General features: G+C 72.0%; 16 protein-coding genes. 8 read left to right on the top strand and 8 right to left on the bottom strand.

The genetic code is table 11. The features are described from left to right. The first annotated feature begins 40 nt into the window (after positions 1-40). The 3 genes from HCJ93_RS07960 (at position 41) to HCJ93_RS07950 (ending at position 3,903) form a co-directional block, all read left to right on the top strand. Positions 41-1,648 carry an LCP family protein gene (locus tag HCJ93_RS07960; protein WP_167992405.1) on the top strand — a complete coding sequence of 536 codons (1,608 nt, stop codon included), beginning with the start codon at positions 41-43 and terminating at the stop codon, positions 1,646-1,648. Between the two features lie 135 nt (positions 1,649-1,783). Next, positions 1,784-3,412, top strand: a complete 1,629-nt coding sequence (locus HCJ93_RS07955) for an LCP family protein (RefSeq protein ID WP_167992404.1) — start codon at positions 1,784-1,786, stop codon at positions 3,410-3,412. Between the two features lie 128 nt (positions 3,413-3,540). Continuing rightward, positions 3,541-3,903: a four-helix bundle copper-binding protein gene (locus HCJ93_RS07950; RefSeq protein ID WP_167992402.1), complete on the top strand. Its 363-nt coding sequence runs from the start codon at positions 3,541-3,543 to the stop codon at positions 3,901-3,903. A gap of 81 nt (positions 3,904-3,984) precedes the next feature. On the opposite strand, the gene HCJ93_RS07945 is transcribed toward HCJ93_RS07950, so the two are convergent. After that, positions 3,985-5,244: an LCP family protein gene (locus tag HCJ93_RS07945; protein WP_206317086.1), complete on the bottom strand. Its 1,260-nt coding sequence runs from the start codon at positions 5,242-5,244 to the stop codon at positions 3,985-3,987. Positions 5,245-5,363: 119 nt separating this feature from the next. On the opposite strand from HCJ93_RS07945, the gene HCJ93_RS07940 reads away from it, so the two are divergent. Continuing rightward, on the top strand, positions 5,364-5,921 hold the full coding sequence (locus HCJ93_RS07940) for an acyl-CoA thioesterase (RefSeq protein ID WP_167992400.1): 558 nt from the start codon (positions 5,364-5,366) through the stop codon (positions 5,919-5,921). A 322-nt stretch (positions 5,922-6,243) separates the two neighbouring features. Here the strand turns inward: HCJ93_RS07940 and HCJ93_RS07935 are convergent, their stop codons facing one another. Then, complete coding sequence (locus HCJ93_RS07935) at positions 6,244-7,716, bottom strand: LCP family protein (RefSeq protein ID WP_167992398.1); 1,473 nt, start codon at positions 7,714-7,716, stop codon at positions 6,244-6,246. Between the two features lie 129 nt (positions 7,717-7,845). On the opposite strand from HCJ93_RS07935, the gene HCJ93_RS07930 reads away from it, so the two are divergent. Then, positions 7,846-8,886, top strand: coding sequence for a glycosyltransferase family 2 protein (locus HCJ93_RS07930; RefSeq protein WP_167992396.1), 1,041 nt, complete (start codon positions 7,846-7,848; stop codon positions 8,884-8,886). Between the two features lie 103 nt (positions 8,887-8,989). On the opposite strand, the gene HCJ93_RS07925 is transcribed toward HCJ93_RS07930, so the two are convergent. Continuing rightward, positions 8,990-10,147, bottom strand: coding sequence for an acyl-CoA dehydrogenase (locus tag HCJ93_RS07925; protein WP_277350687.1), 1,158 nt, complete (start codon positions 10,145-10,147; stop codon positions 8,990-8,992). Positions 10,148-10,337: 190 nt separating this feature from the next. On the opposite strand from HCJ93_RS07925, the gene HCJ93_RS07920 reads away from it, so the two are divergent. Continuing rightward, entirely contained in the window at positions 10,338-11,681 is a 1,344-nt protein-coding gene (locus tag HCJ93_RS07920; RefSeq protein WP_167992394.1) for a UDP-glucose dehydrogenase family protein, read from the top strand. Positions 11,682-11,923: 242 nt separating this feature from the next. On the opposite strand, the gene HCJ93_RS07915 is transcribed toward HCJ93_RS07920, so the two are convergent. Further along, the gene (locus tag HCJ93_RS07915; protein WP_167992393.1) at positions 11,924-12,466 is read right to left on the bottom strand and encodes a CGNR zinc finger domain-containing protein; all 543 of its coding nucleotides are present in this window, start codon (positions 12,464-12,466) and stop codon (positions 11,924-11,926) included. Positions 12,467-12,560: 94 nt separating this feature from the next. Here HCJ93_RS07915 and HCJ93_RS07910 point away from each other — a divergent pair, with 94 nt between their 5' ends. Together HCJ93_RS07910 and HCJ93_RS07905 are read left to right on the top strand one after the other, a co-directional pair. Beyond that, a complete protein-coding gene (locus HCJ93_RS07910) occupies positions 12,561-12,920 on the top strand; it encodes a VOC family protein (RefSeq protein WP_167992391.1) in 360 nt (119 codons plus the stop codon). 24 nt (positions 12,921-12,944) lie between these two features. Next, positions 12,945-13,337, top strand: a complete 393-nt coding sequence (locus tag HCJ93_RS07905; protein WP_167992389.1) for a VOC family protein — start codon at positions 12,945-12,947, stop codon at positions 13,335-13,337. Between the two features lie 21 nt (positions 13,338-13,358). On the opposite strand, the gene HCJ93_RS07900 is transcribed toward HCJ93_RS07905, so the two are convergent. The 4 genes from HCJ93_RS07900 to HCJ93_RS07885 form a co-directional block, all read right to left on the bottom strand. Then, a complete protein-coding gene (locus HCJ93_RS07900) occupies positions 13,359-14,504 on the bottom strand; it encodes a dipeptidase (protein WP_167992387.1) in 1,146 nt (381 codons plus the stop codon). A 126-nt stretch (positions 14,505-14,630) separates the two neighbouring features. Beyond that, positions 14,631-15,812 (bottom strand): dipeptidase, encoded by a 1,182-nt coding sequence (locus tag HCJ93_RS07895; RefSeq protein WP_167992386.1) that lies wholly within the window; start codon positions 15,810-15,812, stop codon positions 14,631-14,633. A gap of 5 nt (positions 15,813-15,817) precedes the next feature. Next, positions 15,818-16,396, bottom strand: coding sequence for a 5-(carboxyamino)imidazole ribonucleotide mutase (purE, locus tag HCJ93_RS07890; RefSeq protein ID WP_277350686.1), 579 nt, complete (start codon positions 16,394-16,396; stop codon positions 15,818-15,820). Next, positions 16,393-17,532 carry a 5-(carboxyamino)imidazole ribonucleotide synthase gene (locus tag HCJ93_RS07885; RefSeq protein WP_167992384.1) on the bottom strand — a complete coding sequence of 380 codons (1,140 nt, stop codon included), beginning with the start codon at positions 17,530-17,532 and terminating at the stop codon, positions 16,393-16,395. The genes purE and HCJ93_RS07885 overlap by 4 nt, the downstream gene beginning before the upstream one ends. Positions 17,533-17,675 lie beyond the last annotated feature (143 nt).

Below are 17,675 nucleotides of genomic sequence, written 5' to 3'. Positions count from 1 at the left end.
GCGCGGCGGTGGGGAGACCGAAGGTGGGGGACGTACGACGATGACGCGAAGCAGCGTGCACGGGGAGCGGACACGGCCGTCCTCGGAGGGCGGAGAGGGGCCGGGCAGACGCCGCGCCGCCTCCGGACGGCACGGCACGGGCGGGCCGCGGCGGGGGCGGCGCGCCCTGCGCTGGTCGGCGACCACGCTGGCGGTGCTGATACTGGGCACGGCCGGGGCCGGATACCTCTACTACGAGCACCTCAACGGCAACCTCGGCAAGGGCGAACGCAGCAGCGGCGACTCCAAGGTGGGCAAGGGGCAGCCGAACGCCGACGGGCAGACACCGCTGAACATTCTGCTGATCGGCTCCGACAGCCGCGCCTCCGACGAGAACGTCAGGCTGGGCGGCAGCCGCGACAGCCGGGACGAACCGCCGCGCGGCGACGTGCAGATGCTGATCCACCTGGCCGCCGACCGCCAGAGCGCCGCTGTGGTGAGCATCCCGCGCGACACCCGGGTCGACATCCCCCGCTGCACCGACCCGGAGAGCGGGAAGGTCTACCCGGCGACCAACGACATCATCACCTCCAGCCTGGGCCGGGGCGGGGCCGGCTGCACCCTGGCCACCTGGCAGAACCTCACCGGCGTCTACATCGACCACTGGATGACGATCGACTTCGCCGGCGTGGTGCGGATGGCCGACGCCATCGGCGGCGTCGAGGTGTGCGTCAACCAGAACGTCTGGGACCGCCCGCTGCCCACCATGCCCGGCGGTTCCGGCCTGAAGATGACGGCGGGCTCCCACAAGGTCAAGGGCGAGCGGGCCCTGCAGTGGCTGCGCACCCGCCACGCCTGGGGCAGCGACCAGCTGCGCGCCCGGGCGCAGCACATGTACATGAACTCGATGATCCGCACCCTGCGGCAGCAGAACGTCTTCACCGACACCGGCCGGCTGACCGACCTCGCCGAGGCCGCCACCAAGTCGCTGACGGTGTCGGAGGAGATCGGGTCGGTGAAGAAACTCTTCGATCTGGCCATGCAGTTGAAGACGGTGCCGCCCGACCGGATCACCATGACCACCTTGCCCACGGTCGAGGACCCACAGGACCGGAACCACCTGCTCCCGGACGGCGCCGGCGCCGAGCAGGTGTGGACGATGCTCCGCGACGACATCCCCTTCGACGACAAGGGCGGCAAGCCCGAGGCCGCGAAGGCCGCGGACGCCGAGCCCGCCAAGGACCCCGCGGCGCCGGACGGCGAGATCGCGGTCCAGGTGCAGAACGCCACCGCCACCGCCACCCAGGGCCCGGTCAGCGGCCGGGCGGGCGCCGTCGCGCAGATCCTGGCCGGCAAGGGCTTCGTCAAGGCGGCAGCCGACCCCGCCGGGGCCGGGTCGGAGAAGCGGACGGTCGTGCGGTACCCGAGCGGGGACCTCAAGGGCGACGCCCAGCGGGTCGCCAAGGCGCTCGGGATACCGCTGAGTTCGGTCAAGCCGTACGAGGACACCTCCCAGGTGACCGTGGTGGTGGGCGCGGACTGGCGGGAGGGCACTGCCTATCCGCGGCAGAAGTCCCCGTCGGCCGGCGACCTGCCGGAGAACAGCGACGCGCTGAAGGCCTCGGAGAAGGGCAAGTGCATGGATGTGTACAAGCCCTACCGCTGGTAGGCGGTCCCGTCCGAACATTCGTTGAAACCAGTTGTTTCCAAGGGGCAACTGACGGGCGCCTCATGCGTCTAACAGGACGCAGGACGGCCCTGCTTCACGACCCGAGGAGTGCCAGGGGTGGGGAGGACGGCGGCAGTGACCCAGAACGCCGCGCGGGGAACGCTCCGTGACGACGACCGGACCGACCCGCCCCCGGACGAGAACGCCACCGGCACCGGAGGCGACGGCCAGGAGGGCACCGGGAGCACCGGCGAGCGGAACGGCGGGGACGGCACCCGCCCCCGCCGCGGACGCCGCCTGCTCAAGTGGTCCGCGGCCGTCCTGGCGCTGCTGATAGCCGGCTCCGCGGCGGCCGGTTACCTCTACTACCAGCGGCTGAACGACAACATCGACAAGCAGCCGCTGAACCTGGGAGACAACAAGGTCGCCGCGCCCACCCCGAACGCCGCCGGGCAGACCCCGCTGAACATCCTGCTCATCGGCTCCGACGCCCGGGACACCGAGGAGAACCAGAAACTCGGCGGCGCCCGCGAGACGTTCGGCTCCACGCCGCTGGCCGATGTGCAGATGCTGGTGCATCTGTCGGCGGACCGGACCAACATGTCCGTGATCAGCATGCCGCGCGACACCCTGCTGAAGATCCCCAGGTGCACCGATCCGGAGGACGGCACCGTCTACCCGGCCACCCAGGGCCGGGTGATGACCAACCAGAGCCTGGGGCGCGGCGGCCCCGGCTGCACGGTGGCGACCTGGCAGGAGCTGACCGGCATCCACATCGACCACTTCCTGATGGTCGACTTCGCCGGTGTGGTCTCCTTGGCGGACGCGGTCGGCGGCGTCCCCGTCTGCGTGGACGCCAACATCCACTCCCGCACCAGCACCGGCCGCGGCTCCGGGCTGAAGCTGGAGAAGGGCACCACCTACATCCAGGGCAAGCAGGCTCTTCAGTGGCTGCGCACCCGCTACGGCTTCGAGGACGGCAGCGACCTGGCCCGCGCAAAGGCCCAGCACATGTACATGACCGCGCTGGTGCGGCAGCTGCGCGAGAACGCCACCCTGTCCAGCCCCAACAAGCTGCGCCGGCTGGCCGAGCGGGCCACCGAGGCGCTCACCGTGGACCCCGGCCTGGACACGGTCAAGAAGCTGTACGACCTCAGCGTCGAGCTGCGCAAGGTGAAGCCGGAGCGCATCACCATGACCACCATGCCCAACCGCTATGTGGGCGCCCGGGTCGAGCCCACCGAGGACGCCGAGAAGCTGTTCCGGCTGGTGCGCGAGGACATCCCGCTGGACGGCAAGGGCGTGAAGCCGTCCGGAGAGCCGGAGCGGTCCGTACCGTCGGACCCGGCCGCCCCGGACGAGGAGATCGCCGTCCAGGTGCGCAACGGCACCCGCACGGACACCGAGGCCGCGGTGCCGGGCCGGGCGGGCGCGGTGCGCTCCCTGCTCGAGGACAAAGGTTTCACCGCCGCGACCGCCGACACCGCGAGCTCCCTGAGCGAGCAGCGGACGGTGGTGCGCTACCCGAGCGCCGACCTGGAGGGCGACGCCCACCGCGTCGCCGAGGTGCTCGGTCTGCCGGAGTCGTCGGTGGAGCGCTCCACCGAGGTCTCCGGGGTCACCCTGGTCGTCGGCGCCGACTGGCGGGAGGGCACGGCGTACCGGGCGCCCGAGGAGGACGACACCACACCGGAGTCGGCCCAGCCGCTCAACGGTGCGGACGACACGGCCTGCATGCACGTGGACCCGGCCTTCAGCTGGTAGCGCAGAGCGCCCGCGCCGGTGACAGAAAGCCCGGTTCTGTCCGTCGTGTGGTGGTCTTGGAGCAACGGGCGTAGGACGGAGGAGCGGGGGCCGACCCCCGGCCCCCTCTCGTCCCCTGGGAGGAAGCCATGACCCAGTCCGCTGCCGCCACCCCGATGAGCAAGGAGATGCAGGACTGCGTCAACGCCTGCATGTCCTGCCACGGCATCTGCGAGGAGACCATGAGCTCCTGCCTGCAGATGACCGGACAGACCCCGCAGCAGATCATGCGCGCGCTCATGGACTGCGCCGAGATGACCCGCATGTGCGCGGACATGATGATGCGGCGCTCGCCGCTGTCCGGCGAGATGTGCGCGATGTGCGCCAAGGCATGCGACATGTGCGCCGAGGCGTGTATGTCCATGCCGGACGACCAGCAGATGATGCGCTGCGCCGAGTCCTGTCGCTCCTGCGCGGAGATGTGCCGTTCGATGGCGGGCGCCACGATGTGACGTCGGCACCGGACACGAGCGAGGGCACCCCGTCACGGGGTGCCCTCGTCACATCGTGGCGCGGCTCGGCCGCGGGCCGGCTCAGTTGCCGGAGACGGTGACCTTCTCGTCGTTCTTCAGCTCGTTGACCAGCTGCTTCACCTTGGGCATGTCCCACTGCAGATTGCCGTTGCCGGCGCTGCCCGAGATCGGCATGTTCATGGACTTGCCCTCGCCGCCGCTGACGCCCTTCATCGCCCAGAACATCTCGGCCAGGTCGAACAGGCTCATGTCCTTGTCGACGATCAGCGAGTCGAGCCCCGCGCCCATCGTCGGGTAGAGCTTGAACGGGTTCAGCACGGTGCCGGGCGTGGCCACCTGGTTGGCCAGGGCGGAGAGGAACTTCTGCTGGTTCTTGGTGCGGTCCAGGTCGGAGCCGGCCAGCGCGTACCGGGTGCGGACGAAGGCCAGGGCCTCCTCACCGTTCAGGGTCTGCTTGCCCTTCTTGAAGTCGGCGCCGGACTTGGGGTCCTTGATGTCCTGCGGGATGTCCATCTCCACGCCGCCGACCGCGTCCACGATGTTGGCGAAGCCGGCGAAGCCGATCTCCACGTAGTGGTCGATGTGCAGCCCGGTGTTGAACTCCACGGTGCGCACCAGCAGCGTCGGGCCGTCGATCGCGTAGGAGGCGTTCAGCTTGTTGGCGCCCATCCCGGCGCGGATCTTGCCGGACTCCGAGCCCTTGAACTTGGGGATGGTGACGTTGGAGTCGCGGGGCAGCGAGATCAGCGTCGGCCCGTTGTCGCCGGTGTGCAGGATCATCATCGAGTCCGTGCGCTTGCCCTCGGCGGAGCCGGTGTGCAGCTTCTTCTTCTGCTCGTCGCTCAGCCCTTCGCGGCTGTCGGAGCCGACGATCAGGTAGTTGGTGCCCTCGCCCTTCTCCGGCCGGTCGATCACCGTCGACAGATCGACGTCGCGGTTGAGCTTGGAGTCGGCCCAGAAGTACGTGCCGACCATGGTGACGATCAGCACAGTGACGAGCGTCAGCGCGGTCCACTTGATGCGCCGGCGCCAGTCGGGCGCGGGACGCCCCGCGTACCGGTCGCCGGGGTCGCCGGGGGCACCGCCGCCGGGACGGCCGTAGACCTGGCCGGTGTTGTAGCCGCTGTCGTACCCGTCGTCATAGCCGCCGTCGGTGTACGACGGCTGCCGCGGCACACCGCCGTAGCCCTGCCCGGGCGGGGCCGCCGGACCCCGGCGCACCTGCCGCATCACGCGGGCGCTCTCGGGCTGCGCGCTCGCGCTCCCGCGTCCGTAGCGGCCGCCGCGGTTGTCGTCCCATGCCTCGGGCCAGTCGTTCATGCGCCCCAGTGTGCAGGTCCGGCGGCCGCGCCATACAAGGGTCGTCGGAAAATAGGGGCGGCGCTGTTGCGAAGCTGACACAAATCACACGCATGTCACCTCGGCATAAGGTGGAGGCCATGACAGACCAGGCCCCAGCCGCACAGACGGAGAGTCCGGACATCCCGGGCAAGCCCACTTCGGCGTCCCGGACGACGCTCAGCCACATCATGACCCACAACGACACCAACCTTCTGGGCACGGTGCACGGCGGTGTGATCATGAAACTGGTGGACGACGCGGCAGGCGCGGTCGCCGGGCGGCACTCCGGCGGGCCGGCGGTCACCGCCTCCATGGACGAGATGGCCTTCCTGGAGCCGGTCCGCGTCGGCGATCTGGTCCACGTGAAGGCACAGGTCAACTGGACCGGCCGGACCTCGATGGAGGTCGGCGTGCGCGTCCTTGCCGAACGCTGGAACGAGTCCGCGCCGCCCACCCAGGTCGGCTCCGCCTACCTGGTGTTCGCCGCCGTGGACGCCGACGGCAAGCCCCGCCGGGTGCCCCCGGTGATACCGGAGACCGACCGCGACCGGCGCCGCTACCAGGAGGCCCAGATCCGCCGCACCCACCGCCTCGCCCGCCGCCGCGCCATCATGGAACTCCGCGAGAAGCGCGCCGCTGAGGGCTACGACGACTGACGCCCCGGCACGGCGCCGAACCTGGCCCCAGGGGCCCCGCAGCCCGGTTCGCCCCGCGGACCGGGCCTGCGCCCCGCCGCCCGCGCGGCCACGGGGCCGGGCCCCTGCCGCTGCCCGGCACGAGCGCCTGAACCAGGCGCTGCGCCGCCCGGCACGCCTGACGGACCGGGCCCTTGTGCCCGCGGCTAGGCCAGGGGGGCCGGCACCGGCCCTACGAGCCACAGCCCGGTACGGAGCTCGGCCGGGCCCGGTGGCCGGCCGCCCGGCACGCGGGCCTGCCGGGCCGGCGCCCGCATCCCGGGCGGCCACCGGAGCCGGGCTCCTATGACCCGCAGCCCACCTCGTCGCCGCGGACCACGCCGACCTCCCCGCGGCCGGGGTCCTCGGCGCGGACCTTGTGGACCTTCTCGAAGTCCGCGCCGGCGATGACCTTCAGGGTGGCGCCCTGGCCCTCGACCGGGCGCAGCTCGCTGCCGGGCAGGGCCGCCGCCAGGGACTTCGCGGAGCGGTCCCAGCGTGGGTCGTAGGCGACGACGGTGCGTTTCACGTCACGCTGCGCGGCGTTGACAGGGGCCTTGGTGGTGGCGAAGCCGGTCGCGGCCAGGGCCGCGTCGACGCGGCGGCCCAGCCCCGGGGTGCCGGTGCCGTTCTCCACCTGGACCCGGATCTGCTTCGGGTCCACCGGAACGCGCTTGGCGGCGTCGCGCGGGTGGTGCACGGACAGCGGCTGGTCCCGGCGCAGCGCCTCGAAGATCTCGGCGGACTTCTCCGCGTCCCACTTCAGGGTCGAGCCGACGCCCTTCACGGGGTAGCCCATCGTCCCGATCGGCACGGTGATGAACTCCGAGGAGGAGGGTGAGAAGTTCCGCATCGCCCGGCCCAGGTCCAGCAGCTCGTCGGTGCCGAAGCCCTTGTCGGCGCGGACCGAGCCGAGGACGGCGCGGATCACATCGCGGAACTTCATCGGGTTCAGCAGGATCCCGGAGGAGGTGACCCGGTCCACCAGGGCGGCCATGAAGCGCTGCTGGCGCTGCATCCGGCCCAGGTCGGAGGCGCCGTCGACGTGGCGGGCCCGGACGTACTGGAGGGCCTGGCCGCCGCGCAGGGTGTGCCGGCCGGGCGGCAGGTCGAGGCCGGAGTGGCTGTCCTTGAGGTGCCGGTCGGTGCAGACCTCGACGCCGCCGACCACGTCGACGGTCTTCATGAAGCTGGTGAAGTCGACCTCCAGATAGTGGTCGATCTTCACCCCGGTCATCCGCTCGACGGTGCGCACGGTCAGCTGGGGTCCGCCCTCGGCGTAGGCGGCGTTCAGCTTGATCGGATGGCCGTGGTGCTGCTTGCCGCTGACCCGGTCGTGGTGGGGCGGCGTCACGGCGTAGGAGTCGCGCGGCAGGCTCACCACGCTGGCCCGCTCCCGGTCCTCCGAGATGTGCACGATCATGATGGTGTCGGTGCAGTTGCAGGGCGCCCCGCCCAGCCGGTACTTGCGCCGTTCCTCCGCGCCGAGCTTGTCCCGGCCGTCGGTGCCGACCAGCAGCAGGTTCATGCCGTGCCCGGCCTCGGGCCGGTTCTTCATGTCGCGGAACGGGTCCACCCGGTCGATCTCCGCGTCCAGGCTGGTCACCACCGTGTGGCCGATGCCCGCGGAGGCCAGTACCACCACGGAGAGCGTGGTCACCGCCCGCATCGCCCAGCGCGGCCGGCGGCGCGCGGGCGGCCGCGCGGCCCGGCGCTGCGGCTGGGGGCGGCGCTGCGGGGCGGGGCGGGGCCGGGGGGAGCGCGGCGGCGTGGGCAAGGGGGAACACCTCCGGACGACGGCCGTACGCGGGATCGTGAGCACGGTAGGCCGATACGATCTCCGGCCCGGGATATCGCCCCCGGCGCGCGCGGAGGTGTCCCCCGTTCGCGGTAACGTGATGCCCCTATGAACGCCAATCCCGACGTGCGGCCCCCGGCCGTTTCCGTGATCATGCCCGTCCTCAACGAGGAGCGGCATCTGCGTGGCGCGGTCCGCGCGATCCTCGCCCAGGAGTACGCCGGCGAGATGGAGGTCGTGATCGCCCTCGGTCCGTCCAGGGACCGCACGGACGAGATCGCCGCCGAGCTCGCCGCCGAGGATCCGCGGGTGCGTACCGTGCCCAACCCGACCGGCCGCACCCCGGCGGCCCTCAACGCGGCGATCAGGGCCTCGCGCCATCCGATCGTGGTCCGCGTCGACGGGCACGGGATGCTCTCGCCGAACTACATCGCCACCGCGGTCCGGCTGCTCGAGGAGACCGGCGCGCAGAACGTCGGCGGCATCATGCACGCCGAGGGCGAGAACGACTGGGAGCACGCGGTCGCCGCCGCCATGACCTCGCGGATAGGGGTCGGCAACGCCGCCTTCCACACCGGCGGCGAGGCCGGTCCGGCCGAGACGGTGTATCTGGGTGTGTTCCGGCGCGAGGCGCTGGAGCAGCAGGGCGGCTACAACGAGGAGTTCATCCGCGCCCAGGACTGGGAGCTGAACTACCGCATCCGTGAGGCGGGCGGGCTGATCTGGTTCTCGCCGGAGCTGAAGGTGTCCTACCGGCCCCGGCCGAACGTGCGGGCACTGGCCAAGCAGTACAAGGACTACGGGCGCTGGCGGCACGTGGTGGCCCGCTACCACTCCGGGTCCATCAACCTGCGCTACCTGGCCCCGCCGGCCGCCGTGTGCGCGATCGCGGCCGGGACCCTGCTGGGCGCGCTGCTCACCCCGTGGGGGTTCGTGGTGCCCGGCGGCTATCTCGCGGCGATCGTGCTGGGCTCGATCCCGGCCGGGAAGGGCTTGCCGCTGAAGGCGCGGCTGCAGATCCCGGTGGCGCTGGCGACCATGCACATGTCGTGGGGCTGGGGCTTCCTGACCAGCCCGCGCTCCCTGGCGAGGAAGGTCATCGCCTCCCGCCGCCCGGCGGTCAAGCCGGACCGCGCCCAGGCTGCCTGAGCCGCGCGCGACGGACGCGGGACGGACGCGGGACGGACGAGACGGCGAAGAAGGGCGCTCGGTGCTCCGAGCGCCCTTCTTCCGTGTCGTGTGCCCCCCGGTGTTACGGCAGGTTGCGGGCCATGACGATCCGCTGGACCTGGTTGGTGCCCTCGTAGATCTGGGTGATCTTGGCGTCGCGCATCATGCGCTCCACCGGGTAGTCGCGGGTGTAGCCGTAGCCGCCGAGGAGCTGGACCGCGTCGGTGGTGACCTCCATGGCCACGTCGGAGGCGAAGCACTTGGCGGCGGCGCCGAGGTAGGTGAGGTCGGCGTCGCCGCGCTCGGAGGCCGCGGCGGCCTGGTAGGTCAGGGCACGGGCCGCCGAGATCTTCATCGACATGTCCGCGAGCATGAACTGGATGCCCTGGAAGTCGGCGATCGGCTTGCCGAACTGCTTGCGCTCCTTGACGTAGCCCTTGGCGTAGTCGAGGGCGCCCTGGGCGATGCCGAGGGCCTGGGCGGCGATGGTGATGCGGGTGTGGTCCAGCGTCTTCATCGCCGTGGCGAAGCCGGTGCCCTCCTCGCCGATCATGCGGTCGGCGGGGATGCGGACGTTGTCCAGATAGACCTCGCGGGTCGGGGAGCCCTTGATGCCGAGCTTCTTCTCCGGGGCGCCGAAGGAGACGCCCTCGTCGGACTTCTCCACGACGAAGGCGGAGATGCCCTTGGAGCGCTTGTCCGGGTCGGTGACCGCCATGACCGTGTAGTACTCGGAGACGCCCGCGTTGGTGATCCAGCGCTTGACGCCGTTGAGCACGTAGTGGTCGCCGTCGCGGACGGCGCGGGTCTTCATGCCGGCCGCGTCCGAGCCGGCGTCGGGCTCGGAGAGGCAGTAGGAGAACATCGCGTCGCCCTTGGCGAGCGGGGTCATGTACCGCTTCTTCAGCTCCTCGGAGCCGGACAGGAGCACCGGCAGGGAGCCGAGCTTGTTCACCGCGGGGATCAGCGAGGAGGAGGCGCAGACGCGGGCGACCTCCTCGATCACGATGACGGTGGCGAGCGCGTCGGCGCCGGCGCCGCCGTACTGCTCGGGGACGTGGACGGCGTGCAGGTCATTGGCGACCAGCGCGTCGAGGGCCTCCTGCGGGAAGCGGGCCTCCTCGTCCACGGCGGCGGCGTGCGGCGCGATCTTCGCCTCGGCCAGTGCGCGGACGGCGTCGCGGAGCATGTCGTGCTCCTCGGACGGGCGGTACAGGTCGAAGTCAGCCGATCCGGCCAAGGTCTCTCACGCTCCAAAACGCTGTGATGCTGGCGCTAACTACCGTTAAGTAACTCAAATTTTAAGCTCGGACCGCGTGCGTGGATAGGTGAGCTTGACGACAGCGCCCCGCAGCGGCCGCACGGACCGCACGGGTGCCCCGGTTATGCTCGGGCCCGCACTTCTTGCCGTATACCCCTGGAGCACCCCCATGGCCCTCAAGATCACCGTGATCGGCACCGGTTATCTCGGCGCGACGCACGCGGCGGCCATGGCGGAGCTGGGCTTCGAGGTGCTGGGCCTCGACGTCGTCCCGGAGAAGATCGACAAGCTGCGCCGGGGCGAGGTGCCCATGTACGAGCCGGGGCTGGAGGAGCTGCTGCGCCGGCACGTCGCCGGGCTGGAGGGCTCCACCGGGCGGCTGCGCTTCACCATGGACTTCGCCGAGGCCGGCGAGTTCGGTGACGTGCACTTCGTGTGCGTGAACACGCCGCAGCGGCACGGCGAGTACGCCTGCGACATGTCCTACGTCGACTCCGCGATCGCCTCGCTGGCCCCGCATCTGAAGCGGCCGGCGCTGGTGGTGGGCAAGTCGACGGTGCCGGTCGGCTCGGCCGACCGGCTGGCCGCCTATCTGGCGGAGCACGCCCCGGCCGGCGAGGACGCCGAACTGGCCTGGAACCCGGAGTTCCTGCGCGAGGGCTTCGCCGTCGAGGACACCCTCCACCCGGACCGGATCGTGGTGGGCGTGCGGAGCGAGCGGGCCGAGAAGCTGCTGCGCGAGGTGTACGCCACGCCGATCGCGGAGGGCTCGCCGTTCGTCGTCACCGACTTCCCCACCGCCGAACTGGTCAAGACCTCGGCGAACTCCTTCCTGGCCACCAAGATCTCCTTCATCAACGCCATGGCCGAGGTGTGCGAGACCGCGGGCGGCGACGTGGCCAAGCTGGCGGAGGCCATCGGCTACGACGACCGGATCGGCAGGAAGTTCCTGCGCGCCGGCATCGGCTTCGGCGGCGGCTGCCTGCCGAAGGACATCAGGGCCTTCATGGCGCGCGCCGGTGAGCTGGGCGCGGATCAGGCGCTGACCTTTCTGCGGGAGATCGACTCGATCAACATGCGCCAGCGCGGCCGGATGGTGGAGCTGACCCGCCAGGCGCTGGGCGGCGGTCCCTTCCTGGGCAAGCGGGTGGCGGTGCTCGGCGCGACCTTCAAGCCCGACTCGGACGACGTCCGGGACTCGCCGGCCCTGAACGTGGCCGGGCAGATCCATCTGCAGGGCGGCCAGGTCACGGTCTACGACCCGAAGGGCATGGACAACGCCCGGCGCATCTTCCCCACCCTCGGGTACGCCGGCTCGGCGCTCGAGGCGGTGCGGGGCGCCGATGTGGTGCTGCATCTGACGGAGTGGCGCGAGTTCCGCGAGCTGGACCCGGCGCAGCTGGGCGAGGTGGTGGCCGAGCGGCTGATCCTCGACGGGCGCAATGCGCTGGACCCGGAGGTGTGGCGCAAGGCGGGCTGGCGCTACCGGGCGATGGGGCGGCCCACCGCCTGAAGGCGGCTGAGCCCCCGCGGGCCGCACCCGCGTGAGGCCCCCGCGGGCTCCCCCGGACTCCCGCGTGAGGCCCCCGCGGGCTCCCCCGGACTCCCGCGGGACGACCCCGCGGACTCCCGGGACCGGGTGACGCCGGTTCGGCCGAGGCTCAGTCGGCCGAACCGGCGTCTTGTTGCATTCTGCACCACGCCCCGCGGATCGGGTGAAGGCTCCCGGGGACTTCCCCGCCCCGCTCGCGCCCCTCACGGCCCCTTCCTGCTCCCTGCGGAACCCTTTTGCCCGGCCGTGTTCGCCCGGTAGCGGCGCATCTTGGCGCGGGCTCCGCAGACCTGCATCGAGCACCACCGGCCGCGCCCGGCGGGGCTGCGGTCGTAGTAGGCCCAGTGGCAGTCGGCGGCCTCACAGGCCTTCAGCCGGGACCAGGTGCCCGCGGTGACCGCCTCGGCCACGGCCGCGGCCACCCGGGAGAGCAGCGAGCCGCCCTCCACCGGGGCGAGGGCGGCGGCGCCGTCGGCCGGATCGACGGTGACCACCAGGGGCGCCTCGGCGAGCAGCTCGCCGAGCGGAGTCACCGGGCGGTGCGGCGGATGCCCGGCGTGGGCGAGCAGGGTGGCGCGCAGCGACTCCCGCAGCCGGCGGGCCGCGGGCAGCGCGTCCTCGGTCAGCCCGAAGCGGGTGCGGCCCTCCTCCGTGTCGAGCGAGTCGGCACCGCTCTCCAGGTCGACCGTGTTGACCAGGGCCTCGATCAGGGCCAGACCCCCGGGTGCGGGCGATCTCTCACTCATGGTTGCGACGTTACCCCCCCATGGGGCAGCATGGGGTAACCGTTACCGGTTAACGGATTGAACAGGTAACCATGCGGGTGACCGAGGAGGATCCATGTCCGTGGCCAAGGTGGGTTCCGTCGTCCTGGACTGTCCCGACCCGATGGCACTGGCCCGCTTCTACGCCGAGGTGCTGGGCGGCACGCCGCAGCAGGAGGAGGACTGGGTGGATCTGGAGGTGCCCGGCGGCCCGGCCCTCGCCTTCCAGGCGGCCCCTGGCCATGTGCCGCCGCAATGGCCGTCGCCCGAGCACTCGCAGCAGTTCCACCTGGACCTGAGCGTGGAGGACCTGGACACGGCCGAGAAGCGGGTGCTGGCGCTCGGCGCGAAGCCGCTGGAGACGGAGGACCGCTCGCGCGGCTGGCGGGTTTACGCCGACCCGGCCGGGCACCCGTTCTGCCTCTGCGCCTGCTGACCGCACCCGTTCCAGGGAGGCACCATGACCGCCGTCGCCGCAGTGCGTTCCGTCGTGCTCGACTGCCCCGAGCCGGGTGAGCTGGCCCGCTTCTACGCGGCCGTCGCCGGTGGCACACCGGTGGAGGAGAGCCCGGACTGGGTGGTGCTGAAGGTGCCGGACGGTCCGCGGCTCGCCTTCCAGCGGGCACCGGGGTACGCCCCGCCCCAGTGGCCGCATGCCGACCACGACTCGCAGCAGTTCCACCTCGACTTCGATGCCGGGGGCACCTGGGCCGAGGTGGACGCGGCCGAGGAGCAGGTCCTGGCGCTGGGGGCGCGAGTGCTCGACCGGGAGGACGACGAGCGCAAGGGCTTCCGGGTCTACGCCGACCCGGCGGGACACCCCTTCTGTCTGTGCCGGATCGAGGAGCCGTGACCGGCGGGCGCCTCGGGCGCCTCACCCGTCCAGGTCGGTGATGGTGGCCGTGGACGGGGGGCGGCGCTGCTGCGCCGCGCGGGCCGTGAAGTCGGCGCCGCGCAGAAGGCGCTGGACGTTGCCCCAGGTCAGCAGGGCCACCTCGGACTCCTCCCAGCCGCGGCGCAGCAGTTCGGCGATGAGCCTCGGATAGCAGGAGGTGTCGTTGAGCTCCTGGGGGTGGGCACTGCCGGTGTCGTAGGTGCCGGAGAGGCCGACGCACTCGGGGCCGGCGAGGGAGCGCACATGGTCCAGGTGGTCGGCGACGTCCCGTACCGTCGGTCCGGTCTGCTCGGCGGTCAGCGGCACCGCCACCAGGCCCCGCGCCTCGCCGACGGCGGCCAGCAGGTCGTCCGTCAGGTTGGCCGGGTGGGGGCGCAGGGTGCGGGCGGCGGAGCGACTGAACAGCACCGGTGCCTTGGACACGGTCAGCACCCGCCGGACGGTCTCGCTGGAGGCGTAGGAGAGGTCGGCGATCATGCCGACGCGGTTCATCTCGCGCACCACCTCCTCGCCGAACCGGGTGAGACCGGCCGCGCTCGCCCAGCTGGTGCCGGTCAGGGTGAGCACGCGCAGGCCGAGGGTGTGCAGGGAGCGCAGCACGCCGAGGGAGTCGCCGAGCGCGGCCGCCGGGGCGGGCCCGAACAGCACGGCGACCCGGCCGCAGTTGCGGGCGTCGGTGACCTGCCCCGCGGTGCGGGCCGGGCGCAGCCCGTCCGCGTGCGCGGCGACCACGCCCTTCGCCAGGTCCAGCTGGTCCAGCGTCGCGGTGACCGCGTCATCGCCCCGCGGCGCGCCGGGTCCCTCGGGCAGGTGCAGCGACCAGAACACCGCGCCGACCTGCCCCTCGCGCAGCCGGGGGACGTCCGTGTCGACGGCGCTCTCCCCCAGGTCGAGGTCGTAGTAGGGCAGCCGCCGCAGCGCCGAGGGCAGTCCGCTGTAGCCGTCGGCCACCGGGTGCGCGGCCAGAACGGCGCGGGCCCGGGTCAGGGGCGCGTCGTCGGGGTCGGAGACCGGCTGGTACGGCTCGGACGGGACGACGACGGCCTCGGCGGGGTACGGCTCGGTCAGCTCGTCGACGCGGCCGACCTCGCCGGCCGGGTACAGGTCGTCCTGGAGATCGGCCATGGCGGGCTCCGTACGTGGTGACCTCGGTGGTGATCCAAACAGGGTCACCGTCGCACGGAGTGCCGGGTCGCTTCCTGGTGGACGGCGCGTTCGGGGTACCACCCGGACGGACCGGGCCGCCCCGTCTCACCGCCCGCCGTCGAGAGCCTCCAGGGTGGCGTTGGACGGTGGGCGCACCGCCCGCAGGGAGCGGGCCACGTCCTCCGCGTCGCCCAGCACCCGGACCGCGTTCTTCCAGGTCAGCTTGGCGAGATCGGCCTTCGACCAGCCCCGCTGGAGAAGCTCGGCGATGAGGTTCGGGTAGCCGGAGACGTCACGCAGTCCGTCGGGGGTGAAGGCGGTGCCGTCGTAGTCGCCGCCGATGCCGAGGTGGTCGATGCCTGCGACCTCGCGCATGTGGTCCAGGTGGTCGGCGACCGTGGCCGCGGTGGCGACCGGGCGCGGGTTGCGTTCCTCGAACGCCGCGTGCACCTTCATCGCCTCGGGGCTGGTGTCGAGGTGGTGGAAGCCGTGGGCGCGCAGGTTCTCGTCGGCCGCGGCGGTCCAGTCGACGGCCGCCTGCAGGACGAACTTCGGCACGAACGTCACCATGGCGACACCGCCGTTGGCGGGCAGCCGCTCCAGCACGTCGTCGGGGATGTTGCGCGGATGGTCGCAGACGGCGCGGGCGGAGGAGTGCGAGAAGAGCACCGGCGCCTCGCTGGCGTCGAGCGCGTCCCGCATGGTCGTCGCCGCGACGTGCGAGAGGTCGACCAGCATGCCGAGCCGGTTCATCTCCCGCACCACCTCGCGCCCGAAGGCGGTCAGGCCGCCCGCGCGGGGCTCGTCGGTCGCCGAGTCCGCCCAGTCCACGTTGTGGTTGTGGGTGAGCGTCAGATAGCGGACGCCCAGGGCGTACAGGCCGCGCAGCGTGCCGAGGGAGTTGGCGATGCAGTGGCCGCCCTCCGCGCCCATCAGGGAGGCGATGCGGCCCTCGCCGCGTGCGGCCTCCATGTCGGCGGCGGTCAGCGCGGGCGCCAGCTCCTTCGGATACCGCTCGATCAACTGCCGTACGCAGTCGATCTGCTCCAGCGTCGCGGGCACCGGGTCCGGCAGGTCGGAGGGGACGTACACCGACCAGAACTGGGCGCCGACCCCGCCCGAGCGCAGCCGGGGCAGGTCCGTGTGCTGGTGGGCGGACTGGTCGGCGGTGAGGTCGCGGGCGTCGAGGTCGTAGCCGGTGTGGCGCAGCGCCCACGGCAGGTCGTTGTGCCCGTCGGCCACGGGGAACTCGGCGAGCAGGGCGCGGGCGTCGTCCAGGGCGGTCACGCGCCTCACTTCCCGAAGCCGAAGCCGGCGGTGCCCTCGGTCCGGGCGCGCAGGCGCTTGCCCTTCTCGGTGGCCTGGTCGTTCAGCTCCTGCTGGAACTCCCGCATGCGGCCGAGGAGGTCCTCGTCGTGCGCGGCGAGGATGCGGGCCGCGAGCAGTCCGGCGTTGCGGGCGCCGCCCACGGAGACGGTGGCGACGGGGACACCGGCCGGCATCTGCACGATGGACAGCAGGCTGTCCATGCCGTCGAGGTGCTTCAGCGGCACCGGAACGCCGATGACCGGCAGCGGGGTGACCGAGGCGAGCATGCCGGGCAGGTGGGCGGCACCGCCGGCGCCGGCGATGATCACCTTCAGTCCGCAATCGGCCGCCTGCTCCCCGTAGGCGATCATCTCGCGGGGCATGCGGTGCGCGGAGACGACGTCGACCTCGTACTCGATCTCGAACTCGTCGAGGGCCTGGGCGGCCGCCTCCATCACGGGCCAGTCGGAGTCCGACCCCATGACGACGCCCACCCGGGGAAGGGGGCGCGCGTCGGCGCCCGTTGCGGGGTCGTGATCGGGCGACGGGTGGGCAGGGCTCATTCGGTGATCGTCCCTCTCAGATAACCGGCTGCGTGACGGGCGCGCTCCAGCACCTCGTCCAGGTCGTCGCCGTAGGTGTTGACGTGGCCCACCTTGCGGCCCGGCTTCACGTCCTTGCCGTACATGTGGATCTGCAGCTCGGGGTCGCGGGCCATGCAGTGCAGGTACGCGGAGTACATGTCCGGGAAGTCGCCGCCGAGGACGTTGACCATCACCGTCCACCTGGCGCGCGGCCGGGGGTCGCCGAGCGGAAGGTCGAGCACGGCGCGGACATGGTTGGCGAACTGGCTGGTGATCGCGCCGTCCATGGTCCAGTGACCGGAGTTGTGCGGGCGCATCGCCAGCTCGTTGACGAGGACGCGGCCGTCGCGGGTCTGGAACAGCTCCACCGCGAGGTGTCCGACGACGCCCAGTTCCTTGGCGATGGTCAGCGCCATCCGCTCGGCCTGAAGCGCCAGTGCCTCGTCCAGGCCGGGAGCCGGGGCGATCACGGTGTCGCAGACGCCGTCGACCTGCCGGGACTCCACCACCGGGTAGGCGACGGCCTGCCCGTGCGGGGAGCGGACCACGTTGGCGGCCAGCTCGCGCACGAAGTCGACCTTCTCCTCGGCGAGCACCGGCACGCCGGCCCGGAACGGCTCGGCGGCCTCCTCGGCGGAGCCGACCACCCACACGCCCTTGCCGTCGTAGCCTCCGCGGACGGTCTTGAGGACGACGGGGAAGCCCTCGCCCTCCGCCGCGAAGGCGGCCACGTCGGCGGGGTCGGAGACGATGCGGTGCCGCGGGCAGGGGATGCCGATGGCGTCGAGCCTCGCCCGCATCACGCCCTTGTCCTGGGCGTGCACCAGCGCGTCGGGGCCGGGCCGGACGGGGATGCCCTCGGCCTCCAGGGCTCTGAGGTGCTCGGTGGGCACGTGCTCGTGGTCGAAGGTGATCACGTCGCAGCCGCGCGCGAAGTCGCGCAGCGTGTCCAGGTCGCGGTAGTCGCCGACGACGACATCACCGACCACCTGCGCCGCCGAGTCCTGCGGGGTGTCACTGAGGAGCTTGAATCTGATGCCGAGCGGGATGCCCGCCTCGTGGGTCATACGAGCGAGCTGGCCACCGCCGACCATGCCGACTACCGGGAACGTCACGCCCCCAGGGTATCGGCCGCGGCAGGGTGGCCGATTTCCCGCCCGCCCCGCGGGACGCCTTGCGGCCCCGGCAGCCGTCCGCAGGAAGATCGCGAGGACGGGTGGTTAGCATGGCTGGGTTGACGGACACCGACGGACAGGAG

It is taken from the genome of Streptomyces composti, from assembly GCF_012034205.1.
Taxonomy (GTDB): domain Bacteria; phylum Actinomycetota; class Actinomycetes; order Streptomycetales; family Streptomycetaceae; genus Streptomyces; species Streptomyces composti.
Note: the sequence above shows the minus strand (reverse complement) of the source record. Positions and strands in the feature narration are given on the sequence as shown.

Coding starts and splice junctions, on each gene's coding strand:
- HCJ93_RS07960 (WP_167992405.1), top strand. CDS start 41: ATGACGCGAAGCAGCGTGCACGGGGAGCGGACACGGCCGTCCTCGGAG.
- HCJ93_RS07950 (WP_167992402.1), top strand. CDS start 3,541: ATGACCCAGTCCGCTGCCGCCACCCCGATGAGCAAGGAGATGCAGGAC.
- HCJ93_RS07945 (WP_206317086.1), bottom strand. CDS start 5,244: ATGAACGACTGGCCCGAGGCATGGGACGACAACCGCGGCGGCCGCTAC.
- HCJ93_RS07940 (WP_167992400.1), top strand. CDS start 5,364: ATGACAGACCAGGCCCCAGCCGCACAGACGGAGAGTCCGGACATCCCG.
- HCJ93_RS07930 (WP_167992396.1), top strand. CDS start 7,846: ATGAACGCCAATCCCGACGTGCGGCCCCCGGCCGTTTCCGTGATCATG.
- HCJ93_RS07920 (WP_167992394.1), top strand. CDS start 10,338: ATGGCCCTCAAGATCACCGTGATCGGCACCGGTTATCTCGGCGCGACG.
- HCJ93_RS07915 (WP_167992393.1), bottom strand. CDS start 12,466: ATGAGTGAGAGATCGCCCGCACCCGGGGGTCTGGCCCTGATCGAGGCC.
- HCJ93_RS07910 (WP_167992391.1), top strand. CDS start 12,561: ATGTCCGTGGCCAAGGTGGGTTCCGTCGTCCTGGACTGTCCCGACCCG.
- HCJ93_RS07905 (WP_167992389.1), top strand. CDS start 12,945: ATGACCGCCGTCGCCGCAGTGCGTTCCGTCGTGCTCGACTGCCCCGAG.
- HCJ93_RS07900 (WP_167992387.1), bottom strand. CDS start 14,504: ATGGCCGATCTCCAGGACGACCTGTACCCGGCCGGCGAGGTCGGCCGC.
- purE (WP_277350686.1), bottom strand. CDS start 16,396: ATGAGCCCTGCCCACCCGTCGCCCGATCACGACCCCGCAACGGGCGCC.